This window comes from Varibaculum vaginae, from assembly GCF_900604285.1.
In the GTDB taxonomy this organism is placed as follows: Bacteria; Actinomycetota; Actinomycetes; order Actinomycetales; family Actinomycetaceae; genus Varibaculum; species Varibaculum vaginae.
Genome location: NZ_UWNY01000001.1, coordinates 329,497 through 353,438 on the forward strand (window position 1 = coordinate 329,497; position 23,942 = coordinate 353,438).

Genomic DNA, 23,942 nt, shown 5'->3' on the forward strand with positions numbered 1-23,942 from the left:
CGGGGATAAAAATGTATTGGCGTTTGAAAAGCCAAACAGTAAGGAGTAACTGTGCGAATTGGAGTTCCTAAAGAGCCCACGCCAGACCAAACTTTGGTCGCTGCCACTCCGGATACGGTAAAGAAGCTCAGCAAACTGGGGTATGAAGTCCTAGTCGAACACGGGGCGGGCGAAAAAGCAGCCTATCTCGATGAGCAGTATTTGGCCGCCGGAGCGCAAATTGTGGACACTGAGGCTGCCTGGCAGGCGGATATTGTCACCGTTCTAGATACACCCCCCACTAACTATCTCGATTTGATTAGACCTGGAGCGCTTTTAATCGCTCGGATGGCGCCTGCTCGACACCCTGAAACCGTAGATACCCTGGTAGAACGAGGTATTACCGGGTTTGCAATGGATACGGTTCCGCGAATCTCTAGGGCGCAATCTATGGATGTGCTCTCCTCTATGTCGAATGTTTCCGGGTATCGTGCGGTTATTGAAGCGGCAGAAAGTTTTGGGCGCCTCTTTACCGGGCAGGTAACTGCTGCTGGGAAAATCCCGCCTGCCAAAGTCTATGTAATTGGGGTGGGAGTAGCCGGACTCGCCGCTATCGGTACCGCCAACTCTATGGGTGCGCAGGTGAGTGCCACTGACGTGCGCAGTGAAACTGCCGAACAAGCCGAATCAGTGGGAGCCACCTTCGTTCCTATCCCGATTGCCCAAGAAAAATCGGATGACGGCTATGCTAAAGAAATGAGTGCGGATCAAGCCGATGCCGCCACCAAACTTTACACGGAACAGGCCGCCTGCCACGATATCGTAATTACCACTGCTAATATTCCCGGAAGGCGCTCCCCCCTGTTAATCACCAAAGAGGCAGTAGCGGGGATGGCTCCCGGTTCCGTGATCGTAGATATGGCAGCAGCAGGCGGCGGTAACTGTGAGTTGACTCGTCCCGGTGAAAAGGTAGTTACCGAAAACGGGGTGACCATTATTGGTTACACCGATTTGGCCGGCCGCCTGCCCGGACAGTCATCGCAGCTGTACGGGCAAAATATCGTAAACCTATTTAAGCTGATTACTCCGGAAAAAGACGGTAAATACGTCCTGGATATGGAGGACGAAGTAGTACGGGGAATTACGATCGCCAAGGACGGGGAAAATATGTTTCCTCCGCCTCCAATCAAGGTACATGCCGCTCCTGCCCCCGAGAAGACCGAGTCAGTTGCCGATGCCGCCGAGATGGCCCGCAAGAAAGCTGAAGCAGCGGCCTCTAATAAGCGCAAACGTCTGCTGTGGGCAGCAGTGGGGATTGTTTTGGGACTGGCACTGATTGCCGCCACCCCCAAACCATTGATTCCCTACTACTTCATATTGATGCTGGCGATTGTGGTGGGCTTCTATGTGATTACCTCAGTTACTCACTCGCTACATACCCCGCTAATGAGTGAAACCAACGCTATTTCCGGAATTATTCTGGTAGGAGCGATATTGCAGGTAGGCAGCGCCAACCCGGTGGTGTCCACGCTCAGCTTCCTAGCAATTTTGGTAGCTTCGATTAATATTTTCGGCGGTTTTTCGGTGACACACCGAATGCTAGCCATGTTCCGGGGGGAGGAGAAATAAGAAATGAGTAATGTTCTATTCACGGTAACTCCTACCCTGGTTGCCAATGCTTCTAAAGGCGAATTTTGGATTAGCAGAGGGCAAAATATTGCCTATCTGATCGCGGCACTGTTGTTTATTTTGGCGCTAGCGGGTCTATCCAAGAACGAAACAGCCTTGCGGGGTAACCGGTTCGGCTCGATTGGAATGCTGGTCGCAGTGGCGGCTACGATTGCGGTCGCACTACATAACGCAGGGAGTCCCGGCTATCAATCTACCCTGGTAACTGCACTTTTAATTGCAGTAGCAATGATTGCGGGAGCGATTATTGGACTGTGGAGAGCCAAAACTATTCCCATGACTGGAATGCCAGAACTCGTGGCGATGCTGCACTCTTTTGTAGGTTTAGCGGCTGTATTGGTTGGCTATAACACCTTTATCCATATGCCTGGAGAGTTTAAGAAACCGGGCGCTGATGCTGCTACCGCGATTGATCCCGCTACCGTAGGTTTCCACCTCGGTGAAGTGGGGGTAGGGATATTTATCGGTGCGGTTACCCTAACTGGTTCAATAGTTGCTTACCTGAAATTATCCGGAAAAATCAAAGGTGCTCCTCTGACTTTACCGGGACGTAATTGGTTGAACGCTATCGCTATTATCGTTTCCATCGTGCTTATCGGGGTGATGGTGCGTGGATCGCAGCTTAGCGCGACCACAATGAGCTTGACCTGGATGCAATGGGTAGCAATTATCCTTATGACCGTCATCGCCTTAGTTCTGGGGTTGCACCTGGTGGCCGCTATTGGCGGTGGCGATATGCCGGTAGTAGTCTCGATGCTTAACTCATATTCTGGTTGGGCAGCCGCGGCAGCGGGCTTCATGTTGGGTAACAATATGCTGATCATCGCGGGCGCCTTGGTGGGTTCCTCAGGTGCGTACTTGTCCTACATTATGTGTAAGGCTATGAACCGGGCATTCGTTTCCGTAATTTTAGGAGGTTTCGGCTCTGATGGGGGACCGGCGAAGGGCGCGGATACCGATTACGGTGACTATACCGAAACCAGTGCTGCCGAGGTGGCGCAAGCGCTAAAGGAATCTTCTAGCGTGATTATTACCCCCGGCTACGGGATGGCGCAGGCGCAAGCCCAGTTCCCGGTAGCGGATTTGACTGCCAAGCTGCGTGCTGCCGGAGTAAATGTACGTTTTGGGATCCACCCGGTAGCCGGACGGATGCCCGGACATATGAATGTACTGTTGGCAGAGGCCAAAGTACCTTACGACGTGGTGCTGGAAATGGATGAGATTAACGATGATTTTCCAGATACCGACATGGTGCTGGTGATTGGGGCGAACGACACCGTTAATCCCGATGCCACTAAACCGGGCAGCCCGATTGCGGGAATGCCGGTGCTAGAAGTGTGGAAAGCACGCCAAGTAGTGGTGTTTAAGCGTTCGATGAATCCTGGCTATGCCGGGGTGCAAAATCCGCTGTTCTTTAACGAGAACACCGAGATGCTTTTCGGTGATGCGAAGGCCTCGGTAGAAGAAATCGTGCGTAACCTCTAAGCCGATTCCCAAAAATGGGTTAATACCGGAAAGCAAGGGGCGGGGTCGAAGTAGCTACATTCTATTTCGACCCCGCCCCTTGTTTTTAAGCTGTGAAAATGGGGGCGGGGTTCAGTCGGGCAGCACCCCCAAACTCCGTTTTTACGAATTAGAATCTTTAGGCATCAAGACATTCTTACCCTCCAGTTCTAATACCAGGTGATCAGCTTTAACCTCGGCATTTTTCAACTGCAAACTGGCGGGAATACCACTAATCGGGATATTTAATGTCGGCAAGAAATCCGGAAGTTGGATTTGGTCAGCTGGCAAGGACAGCAATTGGGTTTTCAGCGCAGTTGGTTTAACTACTAAAGTAGGGGAAACCCCATCTGATCCCCCGTTTAGTTCGATTTGCCCGTCAGCGAGAATCTCTTGTCCCCACTTAGTAGTGGAAAAAGAAAGCTTCCCCTGGCTCAAATGTACTTTCACTTCAGGTGCATTTTGCGCTACCAGCGCAGATAGTGCCTCTCCGCCTAAATCTGCCTGTATTTTTAACCGCCCGATCTTATCGATATTAAGACGAGTAGGACTCAGTTGCAGCCCCTTGAGCTGAGCGGTCACATCAGATACCGGTAGCGCTCCACCCGCGGCCGCAATATCGAAACGGGGAATCGTAACCGCCACCTGATTAATATCTCCGTTGATTAGTGAGGTTAAGAAAGGTAAATCATTCACCTTTACCGTGGGGTTTTCTGCCCCTCGCCTCTCTAAAGCTTGCGTGGCTTCGTTTTGTACCCACCAACAAGTAAGCCGGTCTAAAACCCCCATTAGCAGCGCGAGCACTGCTATTACTATTAAAAATCGCTTTAGATTCCGCACCAGTTAAGTATAAAGCGCTAAAACTATAGCAGCCAGGCAGTCTTGCCTACACCCTGAGGAGAGGAAAATTACTTATCGATTTCCGCCTGCAGCGGGCCTAAGAGTTCCCGCTTGGGGTTGGCTCCTAGAATACCGCGAACGATTTCGCCCTGGTTAAATACCATGAACATAGGAATAGAATTGATTCCGTATTTGGCCGCGAGCTGTGGGTTTTCGTCGATATTCACCTTGGCAACTGTAGCTTTTCCGGCAACCTCGGCGGCTACCTCGTCTACTATCGGACCCATCTGGCGGCAAGGTCCGCACCAAGGTGCCCAAAAATCTACCAATACCGGGATATCAGATTGCAGTACTTCCTGGTCAAAATCTTTTTCGGTAACTTCAATGGGGTTTGACATCTTATGTTTTCCTCTCTAAGTGTTTAACAATAATTCTGCTAGTCGGTTAGGGAACGTTCGGCATCGAGGGCAGCTCGGCACCCGGAACCGGCAGCGGTAATTGCTTGGCGATAGGTATGGTCAACCAAATCCCCGCAGGCAAAAACACCGTAAATATTGGTGGCGGTACCGGGTAGGGCAACCTGCACATATCCGGCAGCATCAAGATCCACTTGACCTTTAACTAGCTGAGAGCGAGGTTCATGACCAATCGCCACAAACACACCAGTAGCGTCCAAAGTGCTTTCTTTGCCGTCCACAGTTGACTGCAAAGTAATAGATTCCACTTTGTCTTCCCCGTTAATCTGGGCAACAGTACTGTTCCAAGCAAAATCAATCTTGGGGTTAGCATGCGCCCGCTCGGCCATAATCTGGGAGGCACGTAGTTGGTCGCGACGGTGAATAACCGTCACTTTCTTGGCGAACTTAGTTAAGAACAGCGCTTCCTCCATTGCGGAGTCACCGCCTCCAACCACTGCTAAGTTTTGATCTTTGAAGAAGAAACCGTCACAGGTAGCACAATAGGAAACCCCCCTGCCAGACAGCTCTATTTCACCGGGTACGTTCAGTTTGCGATATTCCGACCCCATTGCCAAAATGACGCGGCGAGCAAAATACTTCCCCTCGGAAGTGACTACTAGTTTTTCTTCCCCTTCTAGGGAAAGCTCGAGCGCGTCCTCATAGAGAATTTCGCAACCGAAACGTTCAGCTTGAGAAAGCATATTTGCCATTAAATCTGGCCCTTGAATCCCTTCGGGAAAACCAGGAAAGTTTTCTACCTCACTAGTATTCATAAGAGCACCACCTGCGGTTACCTCTCCAGCGATTAGAAGAGGGTTAAGCCCTGCGCGGGCAGTATAGATGGCCGCCGTATAGCCAGCCGGTCCCGATCCGATAATGATAATGTCACGTACCGACATAAAGCCTCCTAGGTGTCGCCTTTCCCGCAGTTACTAAGCCTATTTTCGCAGCTTAAAAGACCGCGCCGCAAGCAGTTAACGCAGTGAGCGAAACCGGAATAATTACTGGTCTAAGAAACCGAAATTTCAGAAATGTTAGCCCGATTGTTACCCACCTTGTCGACCGGTAATTCCGGGAACCATAAAATTAAGGCATGCGCATTAGCTCTGGGTTTCAGTTTGATAGTAACTGTATCTGCGAAACTGCCGGTCGCTAGGATTTTTCCGTCCCGCGGGAGCCCAGATTTAGGTAGCGAACGCACCTCAATCTTGCCGCCGCTAGCATTGGTTTTTAACTTTATCTGCGAGATTTTGGTTTGTGCCTTGAAGGTGACTACCACCCCGAATCCGTTTCGATCTCCAAGTTTAGGATCTGCAAAGTATCGAGATAACCAGTATGTTTCCTCGTTACCATCGATCATTTTGTCCGCAAGTTCAGGATGTTCGGTATCGTTGCCTTCGGCATCAATTGAGGCTACGCCAGCGATTTCGGCTGGAGGGTAAGTATCTTCTGGCTGAGGGGACTTTTCTATGGTCTGAGTTTGGGAAGGAGCTGGTTTCGCCACTGGCGGGGTGTGGTTCGGCCAAAGAATCAATACTAGAACCGAAACCAGCAACAAGATACCCATTCCGGCGAAACTAGAGCGAATCACTAGACGGGTAGCATTCACTGGTTCTAAATCCCGGGGCGAAAGCTCGGTCATTTTTTGTTTGCGTCGCTGGTCACGAAGTTGTTCCCGTTGCCGGCGCTTAGCTGCTCTTTCTGCATCCTTACTTATCTTTTGCGCCAATTTGGCTTTCTGCTTCGCCGCTTTTTCAGGGTTCTTAGAAAATTTCTTCTTCGTCGACCAGCTATCGGGAGCAGTTTTTACTTTTGTGTCAGTGAGTTTATCTAGCGGCTTTGCCCCTGAGGCCCAATCGGGGACAGTAGGAATTTGACCTGCCGAACTCGCAGAATTAGTAGCCAACCTATTCAGGAAGTTCGGAGCAGTCACTCTACCCGCTCGGGCTTGTTCGGCACTCACCGCTTGCGGTACCCAGGCATCCGATCCCGCTTTTTCTTCCTGGGGATCCAGGTTCATTTTTTGCATCTCGGCAAGGGGAATTGCTTGAGTTCTGGCTGCCTCTTCATAAGGGAGATCATTATGACCAGGAATTTTAGCTCCCGGAGGTAATACCGGTTTGATTGGCCGTTGGGAGGGAGAAACTGCCATTGCTAATCGCTTAGCGGCAAGTTTAGATTTTTCCTGTACTTCGTCCTCAATATCGGAAGCCCCAATCGTTTCTTTGGACTCGTTTCCACTTTCTTTCCTGGATTCTGAATCGTCCTTATCGCTATTAGGCCTATGATCAGAATTATTATCAAAAGGTTTATCGATTCCGTCAGAATTTTCGTCACTTGTGGGCTTCTGGGCTCGGCTAAATGCAGAGGAAGTTTCCTTGGAATCAGTAACAGATTTAGAATCCAAACTTTCAGAAGTTTCAGCCATAGACGACTTCTCGCTCAACCATTTCTGGACAACCAAGAGATCAGCTGTTCCCAGTTGCTGTGCGATCGCTTGGCACAGACGTGGGGACGGCATCGCTGCCCCCGCGAGGGCAACCGCATCTAAATCAATATCAATGCCATGGTGGAAACTAGAAGGAGGAAGCAATTTTTCGTCTGTTTTTGCCCGCGCAAACTGGTCGGATTTTCCGGTGCATAGGAAATACAACAGTTCTAATACGTTTTGCCCATCTTTAATTTGTGCCCTCTGCAGTTGGGCAGGCGCGTTTTGATCGGCAACATCCAGGCGAATAATCACCTTTCCCATCGGCGAAACCAAAACATGAGCAGGACTGATAGCGCCATGTGCTAAATCTACTTCATGAACTTGCGCTAAAGCTGCGCTTACCTGCGAAATTAGGGAATGAATAACTTGTGGTGGCATTCCTGAGGAAACGATTTCACTAAGCGGATGTGCCGGTGTTGCCCGCAACAATACTGCTTCAACCGGATTAACACAGCTCCAAATAAACTCTTGTAACCCAATAGCGTTAAGTTGACGTAAGCGCTGATAATATTCGCGAGTTTTTTCCCTTTGGCCTTGGAAAACGAGCAGTTCTGCGTTTTCACCGTTCTCGGCGGTCACTGTCCATGCGTCTTTTTCAGGCAGAAAATCTCCCGCTAAACGTTGTCCCAAAGTTAAAGCTTGAAAACTATCTTGATTGGGGAAACTTAAGGTCGTCCCAGGTTGGAGATTAACGTATCCGTCTGCGTTATAACTGGCGGTGACCACCTGGGATTCGGGGTGCTGACTGGCCACTTGATCCTCATCTTCCTTGCTTAGTTCACCTGCATACGGCGAAAGCGATTCCTCATCTGCCTTAGGGGGTACAGTTTCGACACTGTTTTCATCTTCTGCATGCACCGGGTAAGGGATGTCTTTCCCCGATTTTAGCCCGCCTGCTGCGACCTCGTCATCTACGGTTTGGTTATCTGGGGTAGCTAGTATTTCTTTTTCGTAAGTTAAGAGGCGGGGTAGGGCTTTCCCAGGGCGAATTTTTTTCCAGGTGGGAACCGCTAAAATCGCAAGGGCGGGAGAACGCCAGACCAGTAACAGACCCAAATATATTATCGTCATTAGTGCTGTTACCACTATTAGTCGCGCAAAAGCTCCCGTCATGTGGATTAGTGAGGGATCTTCATCTCCACCTGCGAACGGTCCCCAATAATGTAATAGCAGCCAACCTGCGCATCCGGCTCCTAAAGATGACAACAGAATAGTCCATAATGAACGCCATAACTGGGAAGTAAACTTTAGGGGTAGATGTTTATTGTGTAGATGCCAAAGGGTGAGTCCCGCCCCTACTAGGTAGGAAAGTTGTTCGCCTGCGGCAGCTCCCATTACCCAGTATTTTGCTGGCAAGAAAAGCACGGTTATTCCACAAAAAATTAAAGTGCAGATAGTCATGGGAATTTGCACGAAGAAGAGGCTGCGGGCATCTGCAAAAGCTAATACTAGGCGTTGGGTAAGATCGCAAAATCCTAGGAAGGGAATACCCAAGGCCATCACCGCCAACACCTGTGCAAAGTTACGAACTGAAGCGCTGGGGGTAGTAGGCATAATAAATTGCATAATTGGTAGCGCTAACACCAGCATTAACGCCGCACAAAGAACGGTTATGAGGCTAACCCCCTGCTGGGTAATCAAGAATTGGTTACGCAAGCGCCCAATTTGTCCGACCGCCACCATGGCGCTCATAGAGGTAAATAGAGCGGTGATTACCGAGATAACAATAATGGATTGGGGAATCATGAACACTGTGTAGGCAGTGCTGTAAGCGGTGGTGGTAGCAATAGTAACCCCATGCCGTGCCGCATAACCATTGGCAGCCGCCGCGATGTTTGAGATTGCTAGGAAACCTACCTGGTTTACACACAAAGTGAAAAATGCCCACATTGCGGTGCGGGACACTTCCCCTAAACCGTAACCACGAATTCCCCAGACCAGACGCATTTTAAAACCGGTACGACGTAGGGGAATCAACAAGATTAGGGCTTGCACGATGATTCCCAGGGTGGAAATTCCCGCCAGTAGCATGATTGGTTCCCCGGTCCAGACGCTGGGATCGCCCGCCCAATCCGTTTCAGTTCCGAGCACTCGCCAAAAAACAATGATTCCCGAAATGCCCACTACGTTATTTACCACTGGCGCCCACATATAAGGGCCGAAGGAACCTTTAGCGTTTAGGAACTGTCCCCACAGGGAATATAGCCCATAGAAAAATATCTGCGGCAGCGACCAGTAAGAAAAGGTAATCGCTAGCTGTTTCCAACCGGGATCGAGTTTCGCGGCAAACAGAGTGATAAAAACGGGAGCTAGAGCCACGCAAATGAGAGTTAAGACTAGTAATGCGGTGGTGAACAGGGTTAGCAGTCGGTTAATGAACTCGTCAGAGTTTTTTCGTTGCAGGGCGCGCACAATCTGGGGCACCAGCACTGCTGAAAGAATCGAAGAAGCAAGGAGGTTAAAAATAATATTTGGTAGGTTGTTGGCGGCTTGAAAAGCATCATTAGCTCCGATTGAACCAATCAAAGCAATTAGCAACGCTGCTCGCGCGAAGCCAAGGATGCGCGACACCATTGTGCCCGCCACCATAATTCCCGAGGCACGGGCAACATTAATTTTTTTGATGCCCTTGATCTCCGGGGTGGTCTTTTCGTCCTCGTTGCTCACTTCCTCCTCCTTTACCCTATTGTCGTTTCATCCGGGTGCCGCGGCGGAAATTAATAACCAGACCAACTAGGAAAATCGCCGCGGTGGTGATAGTAAAACCTAGGAAAATGCTATCCTCCCATCCACTGCGAATTCGCAGGTTAATCCGTTGTTGATTGCTAAGGACTAGATTACCTTGTTGTGACAAAATCGCCACGTAAGCGCGCACGTTTCCATTTCTGACTGCAGTAACCGGAATTTTCACAGTTTTTGACCCTTTAGGGGGAAGATTTACCGCTACCGCAGATTTTGCTCGCAGGCGGGAATCGGTAGGACGCAGTTGTAAACGTACGTTTACCTCCAAAGGAAGCCGATTTATTACCTTTATCGGTATTTGGGAATTGGTGGCGATGAGATTGATTCGGGAGGAGGACTGGATTTGTACCGCTCGAGAAATAATTTTTAGCTGTTTCCTGGCATTGGTGATTGCCTGATTTCGCTCTGGCGTGGTCATAACTCTAGAAGTTGCTAACAGTAATTGCTGGTTAAGTGGGATAGTTATTCTTTGTGGTGACTGAGCTATCTGATCCAGTGAGAGAATAATCTGTTGGCGTGCTTGGTTGAGCTCAGTAGTGCTCGCTTGTGTAGAGCTGCCAGCAACTCCCAAAGAATCTGGCAGTGAAGGTGTTAACCGCGCCCTTAGTTGGCTGTTAGTGAGCGCTACAGGGGTGGGATCGGCTGTCAGTGCTTTAGCTAGGGGTAAGGGATTTACCCAAGGATCAGATAAGACCTTTGCTAAACGTTTCTGGGTAGCAGTATTTGCGGCAGTTCCATTAGGTAAAATCGCGTTTATTAGCCTTGGCTGGGCGGGACGCTCGCTGGTTATGGCAGCCAGCAGCGCCCGTGCCAACTGGGTGTTAGTGAAAGCCTCTTGGGGGGAATTATCTGCTAGCAGTCCCGACAAATCCCCGTAATCCGCCAGTAGAACGCGGTTTTTTGCTCCCAGCTGTAACCTGACGAGCAGGTCAGGTTGGTAGTTGTAGCTATTAGTTAAGACCAGGCGGTCTGATCCAGTGAAAAATACGCAACCAGCGGTCAGCTGTGGGGATTTACCCTCACAGAGAGAATCAGTGCGTTTTACCCAACGCGGATCCGCTAAAAATATACTGCTAGGAGACAGTTTTAGATGTTTTCCAATAAGTGCTCCTACTCGGCGGTTCCATTTTGCTGCTCTAGCGAGTCCTTCCTCATCAAGTTGCACTAAATCGGGTGCCCCCCATAAATCAAGGGAAAGGCTAGCCCCTTTGCTTTGTGCAGTTTTCAGGGCGGTTAGCATCGCGGGATCCAGGGTTATAGGCGCAGGTCTCTCTGCTAAAGGAGCAAATCTACCGGTCAATAAAGGGGAGTCAGAATGAATCAGCGCTGGATCTACCACCCAGGTAATTCCAGTAGTAGACACCTCATTGAGGATTTTTAGATTATCTTTAGCGCTCTGCAAAGATTTAAGGGAAGGAATACTTCTCGGATCAGCAGCAGCTGCATTCCGACCGGCTCCTCCTTTTGCCAGCCATTTTGCCATTTCCGAGGAGGAGGCAGAGATAGGAGCAATTATCGATAAGTTAGTTTTTACCTCTTGTTTTGTTGCTGGTGCATACAACAGTAGCGATTTTCCGGAGATGGAATCAATATATTTCACCTTATTTGCACTGGCTAATGCCTGAATTCCTAGGGTACCCAGGTTGGTGGGAGTTGGTTCCGGCAAGGCAGAAACAGGGATTTCAATTTGGAAAGAGCTGACACTACCTGCCTTGATGGTACCGATATTTGTCCTGGCTGCAACATAGAATTGTCCCATACCCACATTTGAATCCCCTTTAGTCCAATTACGGATATTAGTGGCATTGGTTGCTAGGAGCGAACCCACTAAAACCTGGACATTCACGTCCTCGATAGCGGATTTAAAACTATTGCTAACGTGCCCTGTCACCGTAATTCTTTCATCTGCGGCAGCTACGTCCTCTTGGATCGCAAGCGTATCAGGGCTGATATTAGAGATCGAGGTGGTTAATTTTTCTTCCCCACCATTCTCGGTGGCATTAGCCACTGGTAGACGAGCGGATAGAGCAGATAGGAATAATAGGCATATACAGAGGAAAGCAGCCGCTAAATTTCTTGCTTCAGGGCGTGAGGAAGCCAAGCTAATCCTCAATTTCCAATAGCTCGAGGGCAGTGGCCACTACTTTACGTTCATTGGGGTAAACCAGCACTTTGGAAACCATTTCCAGGGGTACCCAAGCAGCGGCTTCGGCTTCTTGATCGGGATCGTTATCGACAGTGATAGTTCCGCCTGTGGCCTCTAACAGGTAGTGATGTACTACTTTATGAATACGTCGACCTGCCCCTGCGAACCAGTAATCAATAGAAATTAGGGGAGCAACTATTTTTCCTTTGATTCCGGTTTCTTCGAAAATTTCTCGTCGAGCCGCCTGCTGTGCAGTTTCGCCCTTCTCCAAGTGGCCTTTAGGTAAGCACCACTCAATTTCTCCATTACGATTTCGACGTGCAATTAGTGCTACGAAAGCTTGGCGGTTTTCGACCTTTAATACCAATCCGCCGGCAGAAGTTTCGTCGACAATTGGTAAAGAACCGGGCCGGCGCGAACCAGCGCGGCGGCGGCGACGATACGAATTGCGAACGGACATATCTTTAATGCTACCTTGCGCCCTTATTAGGGGCTAACAGGTTGCCACTTGGAAGAGTGGTCCAGTTTCTGGCAATCTGGAAACAATGAAGAAAAATCTGAAGTTAGCTACTGATTTGACCGGTTTGTCAGCAAGCCAGGTACAACTGCCAGAAAATGCAGCGGTTGCCCTAAATAATATGCTGAGTGCCCTCGCACATTTACCAGTGCAGATCCGCGAACTTGCTGACTTATTTTCCGTTGAAGGTGAGGAGCTTGCCCTGGTAGGCGGGCCAGTACGTGATGCCATGTGTGGACGAGAGCCCCACGATTGGGATTTAGCAACTTCAGCGCGCCCAGATAAAACCGAACAGATTCTGAAAAACTGGGCGGGTAACGTGTGGACAATGGGTAAAGAATTTGGGACCATCGGCGCCCATAAAGCGGGTTTAACCGTAGAAGTAACCACCTATCGCAGCGATAAATATCAAAAGGACAGCCGCAAACCGGCAGTTCAGTTTGGGGATACTTTAGAGGGAGACCTGACGCGTCGGGATTTTACGGTTAACGCGATGGCGTTGCGTTTGCCGGACTTAACCCTAGTGGATCCCCATCAGGGGATAGCTGATCTAGTCAGTGGGCAGCTGCGTACCCCGGTTTCCCCGGAGCAATCTTTCGATGATGACCCGCTGCGAATGATGCGAGCTGCTCGCTTTGCTTCCCAACTGGACTTAGATGTGACCATGCCGGTGATGGCAGCTATGGAAAATATGGCGAGCCGGATCGAGATTGTTTCCCCCGAGCGCGTACGCTCCGAACTGGAAGCCTTGATGGTAGGGAAAAATCCGCGCAAGGGTCTAGAGCTAATGGTTTATACCGGGCTGGCGGCAATGGTGCTACCGGAAGTGGCGAATCTGCGCGCCACTGTAGATGAACATGGCCGTCACAAGGATGTTTACGAACACACCTTAACCGTTGTCGACCAGGCAATTGCCTTAGAAACCGGTCCCGAGGGAGAGGTACCGGGACCCGATTTTATTTTGCGGTTCGCCGCCCTCATGCATGATGTGGGCAAACCCGCCACCCGACGGTTTGAAAGTAATGGCACAGTTTCTTTTCATCACCATGAAATCGTGGGAGCTAAACTTACCCGGAAACGGATGCGTGCCCTCCATTTCGATAAACAAACCATTAAAGACGTAACTTTGCTGGTTTCCCTACACCTGCGCTTTCATGGCTACGGGGAGCAGGCCTGGAGTGACTCGGCAGTACGGCGCTATGTGGCTGATGCGGGAGATATGCTGACTCGTCTGCATCGCCTAACCCGCGCCGATTGCACTACTCGGAATCGGCGCCGTGCCGCCCGCCTGGAACACGCTTATGATGACCTCGAAGAACGAATCTCTCAGCTGGCAGAAAAAGAGGAATTATCCCGGATTCGTCCCGAACTAGATGGGGAAGAAATTATGCAGATACTGCAGTTAAAACCGGGTCCGCAAGTGGGGAAAGCCTATAAATATATGTTGAATCTGCGGCTAGAAGAGGGTGAAATCGGTAAAGCAGCGGCGCGTGAACGGCTACTTGGATGGTGGGAAAGCCAATCCTAGTTGTAGCCCCTTGGTGAAATGGCTTTTAAAACTGGTTTTACTAACAGGGGAGCGCGCTGCTCCTGTCAAGTTCGGTAAGCTAAACACATGAATGCCGCAGCACCCTACCCGGGTTTCTTCATCTCCTTCGAAGGAGGGGACTATACCGGGAAATCTACCCAGGTCAAACTATTAATGCAGGCCTTGAGGGCGCGGGGAGCGGCGGCAATTGCTACTTTTGAACCGGGCGGTACCCCCTTGGGGCAAAGATTGCGCCGGGAAGTCATGCACGGTGAAGACCTCGACCCCTATACCGAGGCGCTACTTTATGCGGCCGATCGAGCTTGGCATGTGGAAACAGTGATAAAACCACATCTGCTGGCGGGAGAAGTGGTAGTTTCTGACCGATATTTAGATTCTTCTTTGGCCTATCAGGGAATAGGACGAGAACTGGGACTAGAAAAAATTGAAAAAATCTCCCTATGGGCTACTGGAAATCTGCTCCCTGACCTAACAATTTTGCTTGATGGAGATCCGGAAGTGCTAGTAGCGCGGCGCACTGACAGCCCCGACCGGATGGAGGCTGCTGGATCCGAATTTCATCAGGCAGTGAGGCAAGCTTTTTTGCAGATCGCTGAGCGTGATCGGCAGCGGATAAAGGTTATAGATGCTACCTGCGGAGTGGAAGAAATCCACCAGCAGATATTATCACTGGTTACCACAGCTTTTGCGGCGAGGGCGAAAACGGAGGTAGCACAGCAACAAAAACAGGATTGTACGAAAAAAAACTTCGTCTACCTGGCAGAAGCAGCTGAGAACTTACGTAATCACCAGACAGGTTTGCGGCAGCTATGAGTGTTTGGGATCAGATAGTTGGGCAAAAAGCAGCGGTAGCGGTTTTCGAGGCCGCTGCTCGGGCCGCGCGTAGCTTGCGGGAAGCTGGCAGTGATGATGCTGCTTTAGCTCGACAAATGGCGCATGCCTGGCTGATTACCGGCCCTGCCGGTGCAGGACGATCCGTAGCCGCCCTGGCTTTTGCGGCGGCCTTGCAATGCGAAGATCCGCAAACCCCGGGGTGCGGTACCTGCCCCGAGTGTAATCGCGTCCTTAAAAACACCCATCCAGACGTTAAAGTGGTGACCACCGAACGCCTAATTATTAAAATCGATGAAATTGCTTCCCTAGTGACCCTGGCACAGCAGGCACCTGCCGGGGGAAAATGGCGGGTGATTTTGATGGAGGACGCTGATCGGATGGTGGAGCGTAGCTCGAATCTGCTGTTGAAAGCGATTGAAGAACCGCCCCCACGCACCGTGTGGCTATTGTGTACCACCCAACCCGGAGATGTACTGCCTACCATTCGCTCCCGGTGCCGCCACCTCAGCCTGGTCACCCCTAGTGTGGAGGAAGTGGCGCAGTTACTGGTTGAACGGGAAGGGATTGCTCCTGATACTGCCCGACAGGCAGCGGCGATGTCTCAGTCCCATATCGGGGTGGCTAAATCTTTGGCTAGCGATCCAGCAGAACTGGAGCGTCGCCGTAAAATTCTACTTTCTGCCACCACTACTTCCAGTGTGGGTGAGGCTGCGCTGCTAGCACAACAATTGGTAGATGCGGCAAAAGCGGATGCGAGTAAGCGGGCGGAAGAAAAAGACCAGCAGGAACTGACGGAATTACGCCGATCGCTGGGATATGACCAGGAGGGCACGCGCTTACCCCCGACATTAAAAGCCCAGGAAACTGCGTTAAAAGCAGATCAAAAGCGGCGTGCTACCCGTTACCTGCGTGACAGTCTAGATCGAGTGCTACTGAATCTTTTGGGTTTTTACCGTGATGTTTATCTGTTGCAATGTGGAGCTCAGGTGTCGGTGATTAATGTTGATTTAGAGGAAACTATCGTTACTCTGGCGAGAGGATCTTCGGCTGCTCGCACCTTGGCGCGCCTTGATGCAATTCGGAAGGCTAGGCAGCGTCTGGGGGCAAATGTGACTCCGTTACTTACTATGGAAGCCATGATGATGGATTTAAGGCAGTAAACGATGGGCAAACGAAAATTATTCTCACTGGTAGCAACAGTATTTGCGCTTTGCTTGGCCCTCTCGGCGTGTGGGGTGAGGATTAAACCTCACGCCGCAGTACCCCCTGCTGCTTCCTCGAAAACCAATTCTTTAATTGGAGGAGAAGCTGCCATTCCCGCCGGGCTGGAAAGTTATTATCAGCAAAAAGTTTCTTGGGCGCCCTGTGCGGAAGATGATCTTAAAGATTATCAATGCGGACAGGTAAAAGTACCTTTGGATTACACCGACCCTACGAAAGAAGATATTGAGTTGGCGCTGGCGCGTTCTCAGGCCAGCGGAAAAAAATTGGGGAGCCTATTGATTAACCCCGGAGGTCCCGGCGGATCGGGGGTTGACCTGGTAGGAAACTCCGAAGATATGTTTTCTCCCGAAATATTTTCAGCCTTCGACGTGGTGGGGTTTGATCCGCGGGGGGTTTCTCGCTCTCATCCCATAGAGTGCACCACAGATGCCCAAAAGGATGAATCTTTGGCCGAAAGCCTCGATCTGGGTACTACCGCTGGTCGGAAACGTTCAATTGCTGATATGAAAAAGTTCGCTCAGCGTTGTCGGGAAAAAAGCGGTGACTTGGCACGATATTTAGATACGGTTTCAGCGGCACGGGATTTAGATATTTTGCGAGCAGTTCTTGGGGATAAAAAACTATCTTACCTGGGATATTCCTATGGTTCCTTCCTGGGGATAACCTATGCGCAGCTATTTCCGAAGAATGTGGGTCGCCTGGTGCTGGATGGGATCTTGGACGGGTCGTATTCTTTTGGGCAGGTATCCTTGGCGCAGGCTAAAGGTTTTGAGGAGGCGTTCGCCAATTTTGCTTCCTGGTGCGCTCGCGAAGCAAAGAATTGCCCCTGGAACAATAAAGAAGCCGGGTTAAAACGCTTGAAAGAGTTTTTTAAAGATGCTGATGCCTCCCCGATTCCCACCAAAGATTCTTCCCGTCCGTTAAATGGGGCTTTAGCTTTTGGGGCGGCGATTGGGATTCTCTATTACGAAAATCTTTACCCCTCGCTGTTGGAGGGATTGCAAGCAGCATTTAAGGGCGATGGCACCCCCCTGTTGAAGGTATCGGATTTATTTAATGATCGCAGTTCTGACGGAAAATTTAAGGATAATTCGCAGGATGCTTTTATGGCGATTAACGGTGCAGACTATCCGGTGCAAGGGGATAAAAAAGAGTGGAATCGCCGCGGGAAAAAGATTTTAAGAGACTTTCCGATTATGGGGTCTTCGATGGCGTACGGCGAGTATGCGCTTCAGGAGTGGCCGTGGCCATCTACCGCAAAACGGGAGAAAGTAAAGATCGAGGGAATCCAACCTATTTTATTAGTTGGAAATACCGGGGATCCGGCTACTCCCTATGAGATGGCGCAATCCGTGCATAAACAAATCTCTAACTCGCGGCTGCTGACCTGGAAATCCTATTCCCATACCGCTTATGGCCTAGGGTCTCATTGCGTGCAAAACGCCGTAGATAAATACCTGGTAGGCGGGATTTTGCCGGATAGTGATGTTACCTGTGACGATTAAAGGCGGGAATTTTAAGTGATGAGCGTGGAAAATCCAGGATCGAAGCATCCTGCTCATCTGCTTTTTGCCGATGGTATTGCCATTTTTACCGGAGGAATGGCGGGAACTTGGGCACGCTGGGTCCTAGATAGCTGCACCCTGTCGATTTCTAAAAGTTATTTTGGCTGGGTAGCAATCACTTTTGGGGTGATTTTAGCGAATTTGATGGGTGCGTTCCTACTGGGATATTTCAAAACCCGCGCTAATCGCAAAGGTACCCGTCTTCACCGCCTCGGTACACGGATAAAGTTGGGGATTACCACTGGATTCTTAGGTGCTTTCACCACTTTTTCAGCTTTTGGAATCGCGGCGGTGAGTGGTGACAACACTCCTCTAAACAGCGATTTTTGGGTGTTAAATGGAAAGTTTTACTTCGCGGCAACCCTAGCTTTAATCCTGCTGGTAGTAGGAGTAGTTTGTGCGGGAGTAGGGTATCGATTGGCCATAAAAGACACTCCGGAAGGGAATGCTAAGAGTGGGCGCGGGCAGGTGCGCGCATGAGTGAGATAGGTTTTGTGCTGGCACTGGGAGCCTGCGGTGGGGTGGGGGCGCTTTGCCGCTGGGGAATCGATGTTAGTTGGCTGAAGCTGGTAAAACGCCATCCTGCCGGGGGAATTGCGCTAGTGAACGTGTTGGCATGTCTATTGGGTGGGGTGCTTGTTTCCGCCCTGGTAAGCGGTAATCTTGAAGCAAATTGCCGGGTTTATACGCTTTTAGCTACCGGTTTTCTTGGCGGGTTTTCAACTTTCTCTACTTTCGTACTTGATATTTTTTCGATTGCTGAACGAGGGAATTGGCGTCGTGCCTGGGGAGCGCTACTACTAGTGTGGTGGCTCTCGCTGTTGGCGGCGATAGCAGGTTTTGTTCTCGGCCTCTGGTTTTTTAGTTTTTAAGGATCTCTCGCGATTTTTCTAGTTGTGCGTCCTGGTTTTATGTGAAATCCGCCGGAATCTTGGCAGGTGATTTTTAGAATTAACGAGGGTCTGCCTACAATGTTGGAGTTACACGGGGTGTGGCGCAGCTTGGTAGCGCGCTTCGTTCGGGACGAAGAGGTCGCAGGTTCAAATCCTGTCACCCCGACGAACGAGACCGAGAGGGAGAGAAACGAAAGTTTTTCTCCCTTTTGTGTTGAGTGAGGATGGGGTCGTAGGCGTTGTGCCGAATACCCCGACGAACGAGACCGAGAGGGAGAGAAACGAAAGTTTTTCTCCCTTTTGTGTTGAGTGAGGATGGGGTCGTAGGCGTTGTGCCGAATACCCCGACGAACGAGACCGAGAGGGAGAGAAACGAAAGTTTTTCTCCCTTTTGTGTTGAGTGTTGGTTTTGCTTTTTTATTTTGATCCCAGCAAATCAATAGGATTACGAACCTGGTGTTTTAACCTAGAGATAGAACTAGTCGTCACCTTTAAGGGTGGCGGGCGAAGACAATATGGAACGGACGGTTTCTATGAGCCAATCTGTAGGCGAAACCCCAGTTAATCAGGCAGCACCAATACCGGAAGAAGAGCGGCAAAGCGCGAAAGTAAACTTCCCAGTTTTCCTGGGATCATCCGCGGGTATCCTCGCGATCGCGCTGTGGGCCCTTTGTTCTCCCAACAGCGCCGCCGATGTGTTGGGGGTAGCGGTTACTGCTATCTCCAAATGGTTTGGCTGGTTCTACATTGTATTAGCTGCCATCATCTTGGTTTTCGTGTTTTTCCTAGGATTTTCTCGTTACGGGGAAACCCGGCTAGGCCCGCCCAACTCACGACCCGAATTTTCCACCTTTTCCTGGGCATCTATGCTCTTTGCTGCCGGTATCGGCACCGATATCCTGTTTTTCTCGGTAGCCGGTCCAGTAAGCCAATATATGCAGCCTCCCGTAGGGAAAGGCGAAACCATCCAGGCTGCCCGGGAGGCCACAGTCTGGACTCTTTTTCACTACGGTATTACCGGTTGGGGAATGTATGCCCTAATGGGAATGGCTTTAGGATATTTTGCCTATCGCCGAAAAAAACCACTATCCGTGCGCTCTGCTCTCTACCCGATTTTTGGGGATAAACTTGACGGCCAGCTAGGGCACATTGTTGATGGAGCAGCCATCCTGGGGACGATTTTCGGGGTGGCCACTACCCTAGGGATTGGGGTGGTGCAGCTCAATGTGGGACTTGAAATTTTATTCGGGATTGACCAGGGTATTCCCGCGCAAGTGGGGTTGGTAATTTTAGCGGTAGCCATGGCTACCATCTCGGCCACTACCGGAATCCATAAAGGGATTCGTTTCCTCAGCCAACTCAACGTACTACTAGCCTTATTCCTGGCAGGATGGGTTTTCATCACTGGAAAAACAGATTTTCTACTCAACGCTATCGTGATGAACATTGGTGATTTCGCTTGGTCTTTCCCGCGTCGCGCCCTCGAAACTTTCGCCTACAACGACGTGAGCGCCTGGATGTCCGCCTGGACCCTGTTCTTCTGGGCATGGTGGGTAGCATGGGCATCCTTCGTGGGAATGTTTCTGGCACGGATTTCCCGGGGGCGCACCCTGCGAGAATTCGTAGTGGGAACCATGCTTATCCCTTTCTCCTACGTCCTCATGTGGGTAGCCATCTTTGGTAATGCCGCGATCGACTTAATCCGCAGCGGAGATAAGACCTTCGCGCAGGCCACCTTAAAAACTCCGGAAATGGGCTTTTATCTACTTTTGCAGCAGTGCCCGGCAGCGATATTCATTATGGGACTAGCCACCTTCGTAGGGCTACTCTTCTATGTAACCTCCGCGGATTCGGGCGCCCTCATCATGGCTAACCTGTCCTCATTTTTACCAACGGTACGCTCCGATGCTCCTGGTTGGTTGCGGATTTTTTGGGCGGGGATAACCGGGCTGCTAACTATCGGAATGCTGGTAGTAGGGGGTATTCCGGCGCTACAAAACGCGACCATTATCATGGGGCTTCCTTTCTCGTTAGTAATGATTCTGGTGATGGTTGGTCTGGCCAGAGCTTTAAAACAAGATCGGCGTGCTCGACAGTTGCGTGCCCACTCTGCCCGGAATATTTTGGCGGGAACGGGCTCAATTGCAGGTCGCATAGAGGCCAATTGGCGTGAACGTATCTCACGGACCTTTGGGCAGGTAACTCCCCTAGAGGCCCAGACATACCTGGATAAAGTGGCAGAGCCGGCTCTGCGAGCCTTTGCGCAGCAATTAAATGAATATGGAATTCCTGCCGAAGTTGTTCGCGGTGATAGCGATTCCCTGGAACAAGTAGATTTGCAAACCCGGATTTATGATCGGCTAAAACTAACTGCCTTCAAAGGTCCAGATCAGTTCGTTTACCGAATCTTGGCGGTAGATACCTCCAGTACTATTCATGCAGGCTCTGCCCCCACCACTCCCCGCTCGACTCGTCTGGAAGTACATTTGCCCGATAATGATCAAGATTATGATGTGATGGGTTATTCCCGTAGTGCCATCATTCACGATGCCTTCGATCATTTTGATCGCTACCAGGACTATTGGCGGATTAACGATGTCTAAATAGGGGAGGAAACCCCTAAATCTGCTTGGACGTTCCTTATTGTCTGGCAGATTTTTCGGGTAGGCTGCAGGTACAGACAAGATTTTGGGACGTCCCTTTGGCTGCAGCTGTTGGTAGCGTTTTCAAATCAGGCAATCCATTACCTACTTTTGACGTTGACTGCCGTCAGAATTTTAGAGAGGAAAATAGATGACTATCCCGGTGCCCCTGCATAGATTACCCGAGGCTATGGCCTGTTTTAATTCAGCATCCTTGATTACTTTGCCCTACGGGGCACACGTGAAGGTACATACCGTAGATCCGCTACTAGAGGACGGACGGTTGGTAATTAAGAATGCGCGGGACTCTGCGTTGCGCAACGGAGCTGCAAACCCGAATGTTACTTTGATTTGGCAAAGTCCCTATCCACACGGTTGGAGCCTAATAGTTGACGGTCAGGCGTGGGCAAATGGGCCTGATCTGATGATCGAGTACGAGACGGGGATTCTGCATCGTCCCGGCTATCATAATGACGGCCCCCAGTGGGTTTGGCAAGATGGAGAACGACCTGCCCAGTAGTGTTTAGCTAAGGGATTTCACCGGCTTAAAAGAGCGTAACCGTAAACTATTACCAACTACGAAAGCTGAGGAGCAAGCCATTGCCGCCCCGGCAAGCATTGGGTTAAGTAACCCTAGTGCCGCCAGCGGTATAGCCGCCACGTTATAGGCAAAAGCCCAAAACAGGTTTCCTTTAATGATTTTCAAGGTGCGGCGGGAAAGTCGAATCGCGTCCACTGCCGCCAACAGATCTGGGCGCATTAAAGTAATGTCGGCAGCTTGCATTGCCACATCAGTACCATTGCCCATCGCAATCCCTAAATCTGCTTGCGCGAGAGCTGCTGCGTCATTAACCCCATCGCCAATCATCGCCACAGTGGCTCCGCGCCCCTGCTTGCGGAAAACTGCCACCACTTTATCCTTCGGTTTTACTTCTGCGATTATCTCTTTAATGCCAACTTGCTGACCGACCTGGCGAGCCACATTTTCGGTGTCACCAGTTAGCAGCACCGGAGTTAACCCTAACTCTTTAAATAGGGAGATTGCCTGGGCACTGGTTTCTTTTACTTGGTCGGCAATGCCCAATACTCCTTTTACCTGGTTACCGAGCGCTACCAGTACTATAGTTTCTCCGCGCCTAGTGTATTCAGTGATTACGTCCTCGATAGTGGATGAAATTACGGCGCCTTGCTCGCAAATGAACTTGCGGTTCCCGGCAAGTACCTGCTGTCCATCGCGGGTACCGCTTACTCCGCCTCCCGGGTAACTTTGGAAATCCGCAGGCACTTGGGCACTGGTGAGCATGATACCTTTGGAGGCAGCCGCCTGGGTAACGGCTCGAGCGATGGGATGTTCACTGCCGCTCTCCAAGGAGGCGGCCGCTTTTAACACCCCAAGATCATCTGGGGGAAACACACTGACCAGTTCCATGTTTCCCGTGGTTACAGTACCGGTTTTATCGAGGATAACCGTGTCGATTTTCCGGGTAGATTCCAGTATTTCTGCTCCCTTAATCAAGATTCCCAGATTTGCACCTCGACCGGTTCCCACCAGTAGCGCCGTGGGGGTGGCGAGCCCTAGGGCACAGGGGCAAGCTATGATAAGTACCGCAACTGCGCAGGTAAAGGCGGTAACTGGGGTTCCTATGAATAAGTGGATAACTAAAGTTAGCGCGGAAATGACAATCACGAATGGCACGAAAACTGCGGAAATTCGGTCAGCTAGACGCTGAATAGGGGCTTTTCCTGCCTGGGCTTGCTCCACTAGTCGGGTAATCTGAGCCAGTTGCGTCCGCGAACCCACGCGTGTGGCGCGAACTATTAGGCGACCATAGGTGTTAATAGTTGCACCGGTAACTTGATCACCAGTCCCCACCTCTACTGGTACTGATTCCCCGGTAAGTAGGGAGTTATCGACTGCGCTTATCCCAGAAACCACGACCCCATCAGTAGCGATTTTTTCGCCCGGTAAAGTAATAAATTCTTCACCCTCAACCAATTGCCCAATTGGAATCTGTACTTCCTGGCCTGCTCGCAGCGCGGTTACTTCTTGCACTCCCATTTCGGCGAGGGCGCGCAAAGCGTCCCCAGCTCTAACCTTGGCACGTTTCTCAAAATAGCGTCCACCCAAGATAAAAAGAGTTACCCCAGAACAAACTTCCAGGTAGATATGGCTAGCAGCATCTCCAGGGCGGGCCAGTAGCTGAAAATCATGAGTCATTCCCACTCGGCCGGCATCGCCGAAAAATAGGGCATAAAGCGACCAGATAAAAGCCGCGAGAGTACCCAGAGAAATCAGGGTATCCATGGTGGTAGTGGCGCGGCGGGCATTTAAGAAAGCCGCACGATGGAACGGATAAGCTCCCCATACCACTACTGGAATTGTCAGCACTAGAGACAACCACTGCCAATAGGGGAATTGCAGGGGCGGAATCATCGCCAGGGTGATGACCGGAGCCGCTAAAATCGCGCAAATAATTAGTCGGCGGCGCAACCCGATGAGTTCTCCTATTCCTGTATCCGAGTTTTGCGACCCGTCCTCGCTATCTAAATCGCCGTCAGTAAACGCGCTATAACCCGCCTTTTCTACGGCTTTTATAAAATCTTTTGCACTGAAAGTTCCGCTTTCGGAAATAGTGGCTTTCTCGGTGGCATAGTTAACGGTAGCATTTACCCCCGGCATTTTATTTAGGGCTTTTTCGACATGTGCCGCGCAGGCCGCGCAGCTCATCCCCCCAATTATTAGCTCCAGGCATTCGTGACTTCTGCTGCTACTATCCACTGCTTACCTCCTGTGCCTATCCTAACTGGTTCTTATATGCCTGGTACGGGACTTTTCCTCGGGTGAAAACCATCTATTTCTTAACCAATAA

17 protein-coding genes and 1 tRNA gene are annotated in these 23,942 nt (G+C 50.5%); 11 read left to right on the forward strand and 7 right to left on the reverse strand.

Translation table 11 applies throughout. The features are described 5' to 3' along the window. Positions 1 to 51 precede the first annotated feature (51 nt). On the forward strand, positions 52 to 1,608 hold the full coding sequence (locus EFB02_RS01415) for a Re/Si-specific NAD(P)(+) transhydrogenase subunit alpha (RefSeq protein WP_122819694.1): 1,557 nt from the start codon (positions 52 to 54) through the stop codon (positions 1,606 to 1,608). A gap of 3 nt (positions 1,609 to 1,611) precedes the next feature. After that, the gene (pntB, locus tag EFB02_RS01420) at positions 1,612 to 3,153 is read left to right on the forward strand and encodes a Re/Si-specific NAD(P)(+) transhydrogenase subunit beta (protein ID WP_122819696.1); all 1,542 of its coding nucleotides are present in this window, start codon (positions 1,612 to 1,614) and stop codon (positions 3,151 to 3,153) included. Positions 3,154 to 3,294: 141 nt separating this feature from the next. Here pntB and EFB02_RS01425 read toward each other — a convergent pair whose 3' ends face one another. The 6 genes from EFB02_RS01425 to EFB02_RS01450 form a co-directional block, all read right to left on the reverse strand. Beyond that, entirely contained in the window at positions 3,295 to 3,975 is a 681-nt protein-coding gene (locus EFB02_RS01425) for an LmeA family phospholipid-binding protein (RefSeq protein WP_160115347.1), read from the reverse strand. A gap of 104 nt (positions 3,976 to 4,079) precedes the next feature. Beyond that, complete coding sequence (gene trxA, locus EFB02_RS01430; RefSeq protein WP_122819700.1) at positions 4,080 to 4,409, reverse strand: thioredoxin; 330 nt, start codon at positions 4,407 to 4,409, stop codon at positions 4,080 to 4,082. 38 nt (positions 4,410 to 4,447) lie between these two features. After that, positions 4,448 to 5,368 (reverse strand): thioredoxin-disulfide reductase, encoded by a 921-nt coding sequence (trxB, locus tag EFB02_RS01435; RefSeq protein ID WP_122819702.1) that lies wholly within the window; start codon positions 5,366 to 5,368, stop codon positions 4,448 to 4,450. 110 nt (positions 5,369 to 5,478) lie between these two features. Continuing rightward, complete coding sequence (locus tag EFB02_RS01440; protein ID WP_122819704.1) at positions 5,479 to 9,627, reverse strand: murein biosynthesis integral membrane protein MurJ; 4,149 nt, start codon at positions 9,625 to 9,627, stop codon at positions 5,479 to 5,481. A gap of 16 nt (positions 9,628 to 9,643) precedes the next feature. Further along, the gene (locus EFB02_RS01445) at positions 9,644 to 11,803 is read right to left on the reverse strand and encodes a DUF6049 family protein (RefSeq protein WP_122819706.1); all 2,160 of its coding nucleotides are present in this window, start codon (positions 11,801 to 11,803) and stop codon (positions 9,644 to 9,646) included. Position 11,804: 1 nt separating this feature from the next. Continuing rightward, positions 11,805 to 12,308: an NUDIX hydrolase gene (locus EFB02_RS01450; RefSeq protein ID WP_122819707.1), complete on the reverse strand. Its 504-nt coding sequence runs from the start codon at positions 12,306 to 12,308 to the stop codon at positions 11,805 to 11,807. Between the two features lie 178 nt (positions 12,309 to 12,486). On the opposite strand from EFB02_RS01450, the gene EFB02_RS01455 reads away from it, so the two are divergent. The 9 genes from EFB02_RS01455 (at position 12,487) to EFB02_RS01495 (ending at position 21,592) form a co-directional block, all read left to right on the forward strand. Beyond that, positions 12,487 to 13,893 (forward strand): CCA tRNA nucleotidyltransferase, encoded by a 1,407-nt coding sequence (locus EFB02_RS01455; protein ID WP_122820610.1) that lies wholly within the window; start codon positions 12,487 to 12,489, stop codon positions 13,891 to 13,893. A gap of 87 nt (positions 13,894 to 13,980) precedes the next feature. Next, the gene (gene tmk, locus EFB02_RS01460) at positions 13,981 to 14,727 is read left to right on the forward strand and encodes a dTMP kinase (protein WP_122819709.1); all 747 of its coding nucleotides are present in this window, start codon (positions 13,981 to 13,983) and stop codon (positions 14,725 to 14,727) included. Further along, the gene (locus EFB02_RS01465) at positions 14,724 to 15,908 is read left to right on the forward strand and encodes a DNA polymerase III subunit delta' (RefSeq protein WP_122819711.1); all 1,185 of its coding nucleotides are present in this window, start codon (positions 14,724 to 14,726) and stop codon (positions 15,906 to 15,908) included. The genes tmk and EFB02_RS01465 overlap by 4 nt, the downstream gene beginning before the upstream one ends. Before the next feature lie 75 nt (positions 15,909 to 15,983). Continuing rightward, complete coding sequence (locus EFB02_RS01470; protein WP_160115348.1) at positions 15,984 to 17,477, forward strand: alpha/beta hydrolase; 1,494 nt, start codon at positions 15,984 to 15,986, stop codon at positions 17,475 to 17,477. Between the two features lie 18 nt (positions 17,478 to 17,495). Beyond that, positions 17,496 to 18,017, forward strand: coding sequence for a fluoride efflux transporter FluC (locus EFB02_RS01475; RefSeq protein ID WP_122819715.1), 522 nt, complete (start codon positions 17,496 to 17,498; stop codon positions 18,015 to 18,017). Further along, the gene (locus EFB02_RS01480) at positions 18,014 to 18,409 is read left to right on the forward strand and encodes a fluoride efflux transporter FluC (RefSeq protein WP_122819717.1); all 396 of its coding nucleotides are present in this window, start codon (positions 18,014 to 18,016) and stop codon (positions 18,407 to 18,409) included. Before EFB02_RS01475 ends, EFB02_RS01480 begins: the two co-directional genes overlap by 4 nt. Positions 18,410 to 18,522: 113 nt before the next feature. Beyond that, positions 18,523 to 18,596 (forward strand) — tRNA-Pro (locus EFB02_RS01485). Between the two features lie 367 nt (positions 18,597 to 18,963). Next, a complete protein-coding gene (betT, locus tag EFB02_RS01490) occupies positions 18,964 to 21,033 on the forward strand; it encodes a choline BCCT transporter BetT (RefSeq protein WP_122820611.1) in 2,070 nt (689 codons plus the stop codon). A gap of 190 nt (positions 21,034 to 21,223) precedes the next feature. Then, positions 21,224 to 21,592, forward strand: a complete 369-nt coding sequence (locus EFB02_RS01495) for a pyridoxamine 5'-phosphate oxidase family protein (protein ID WP_122819719.1) — start codon at positions 21,224 to 21,226, stop codon at positions 21,590 to 21,592. 3 nt (positions 21,593 to 21,595) lie between these two features. Here EFB02_RS01495 and EFB02_RS01500 read toward each other — a convergent pair whose 3' ends face one another. Continuing rightward, positions 21,596 to 23,851 carry a heavy metal translocating P-type ATPase gene (locus EFB02_RS01500; protein ID WP_327395062.1) on the reverse strand — a complete coding sequence of 752 codons (2,256 nt, stop codon included), beginning with the start codon at positions 23,849 to 23,851 and terminating at the stop codon, positions 21,596 to 21,598. Positions 23,852 to 23,942 lie beyond the last annotated feature (91 nt).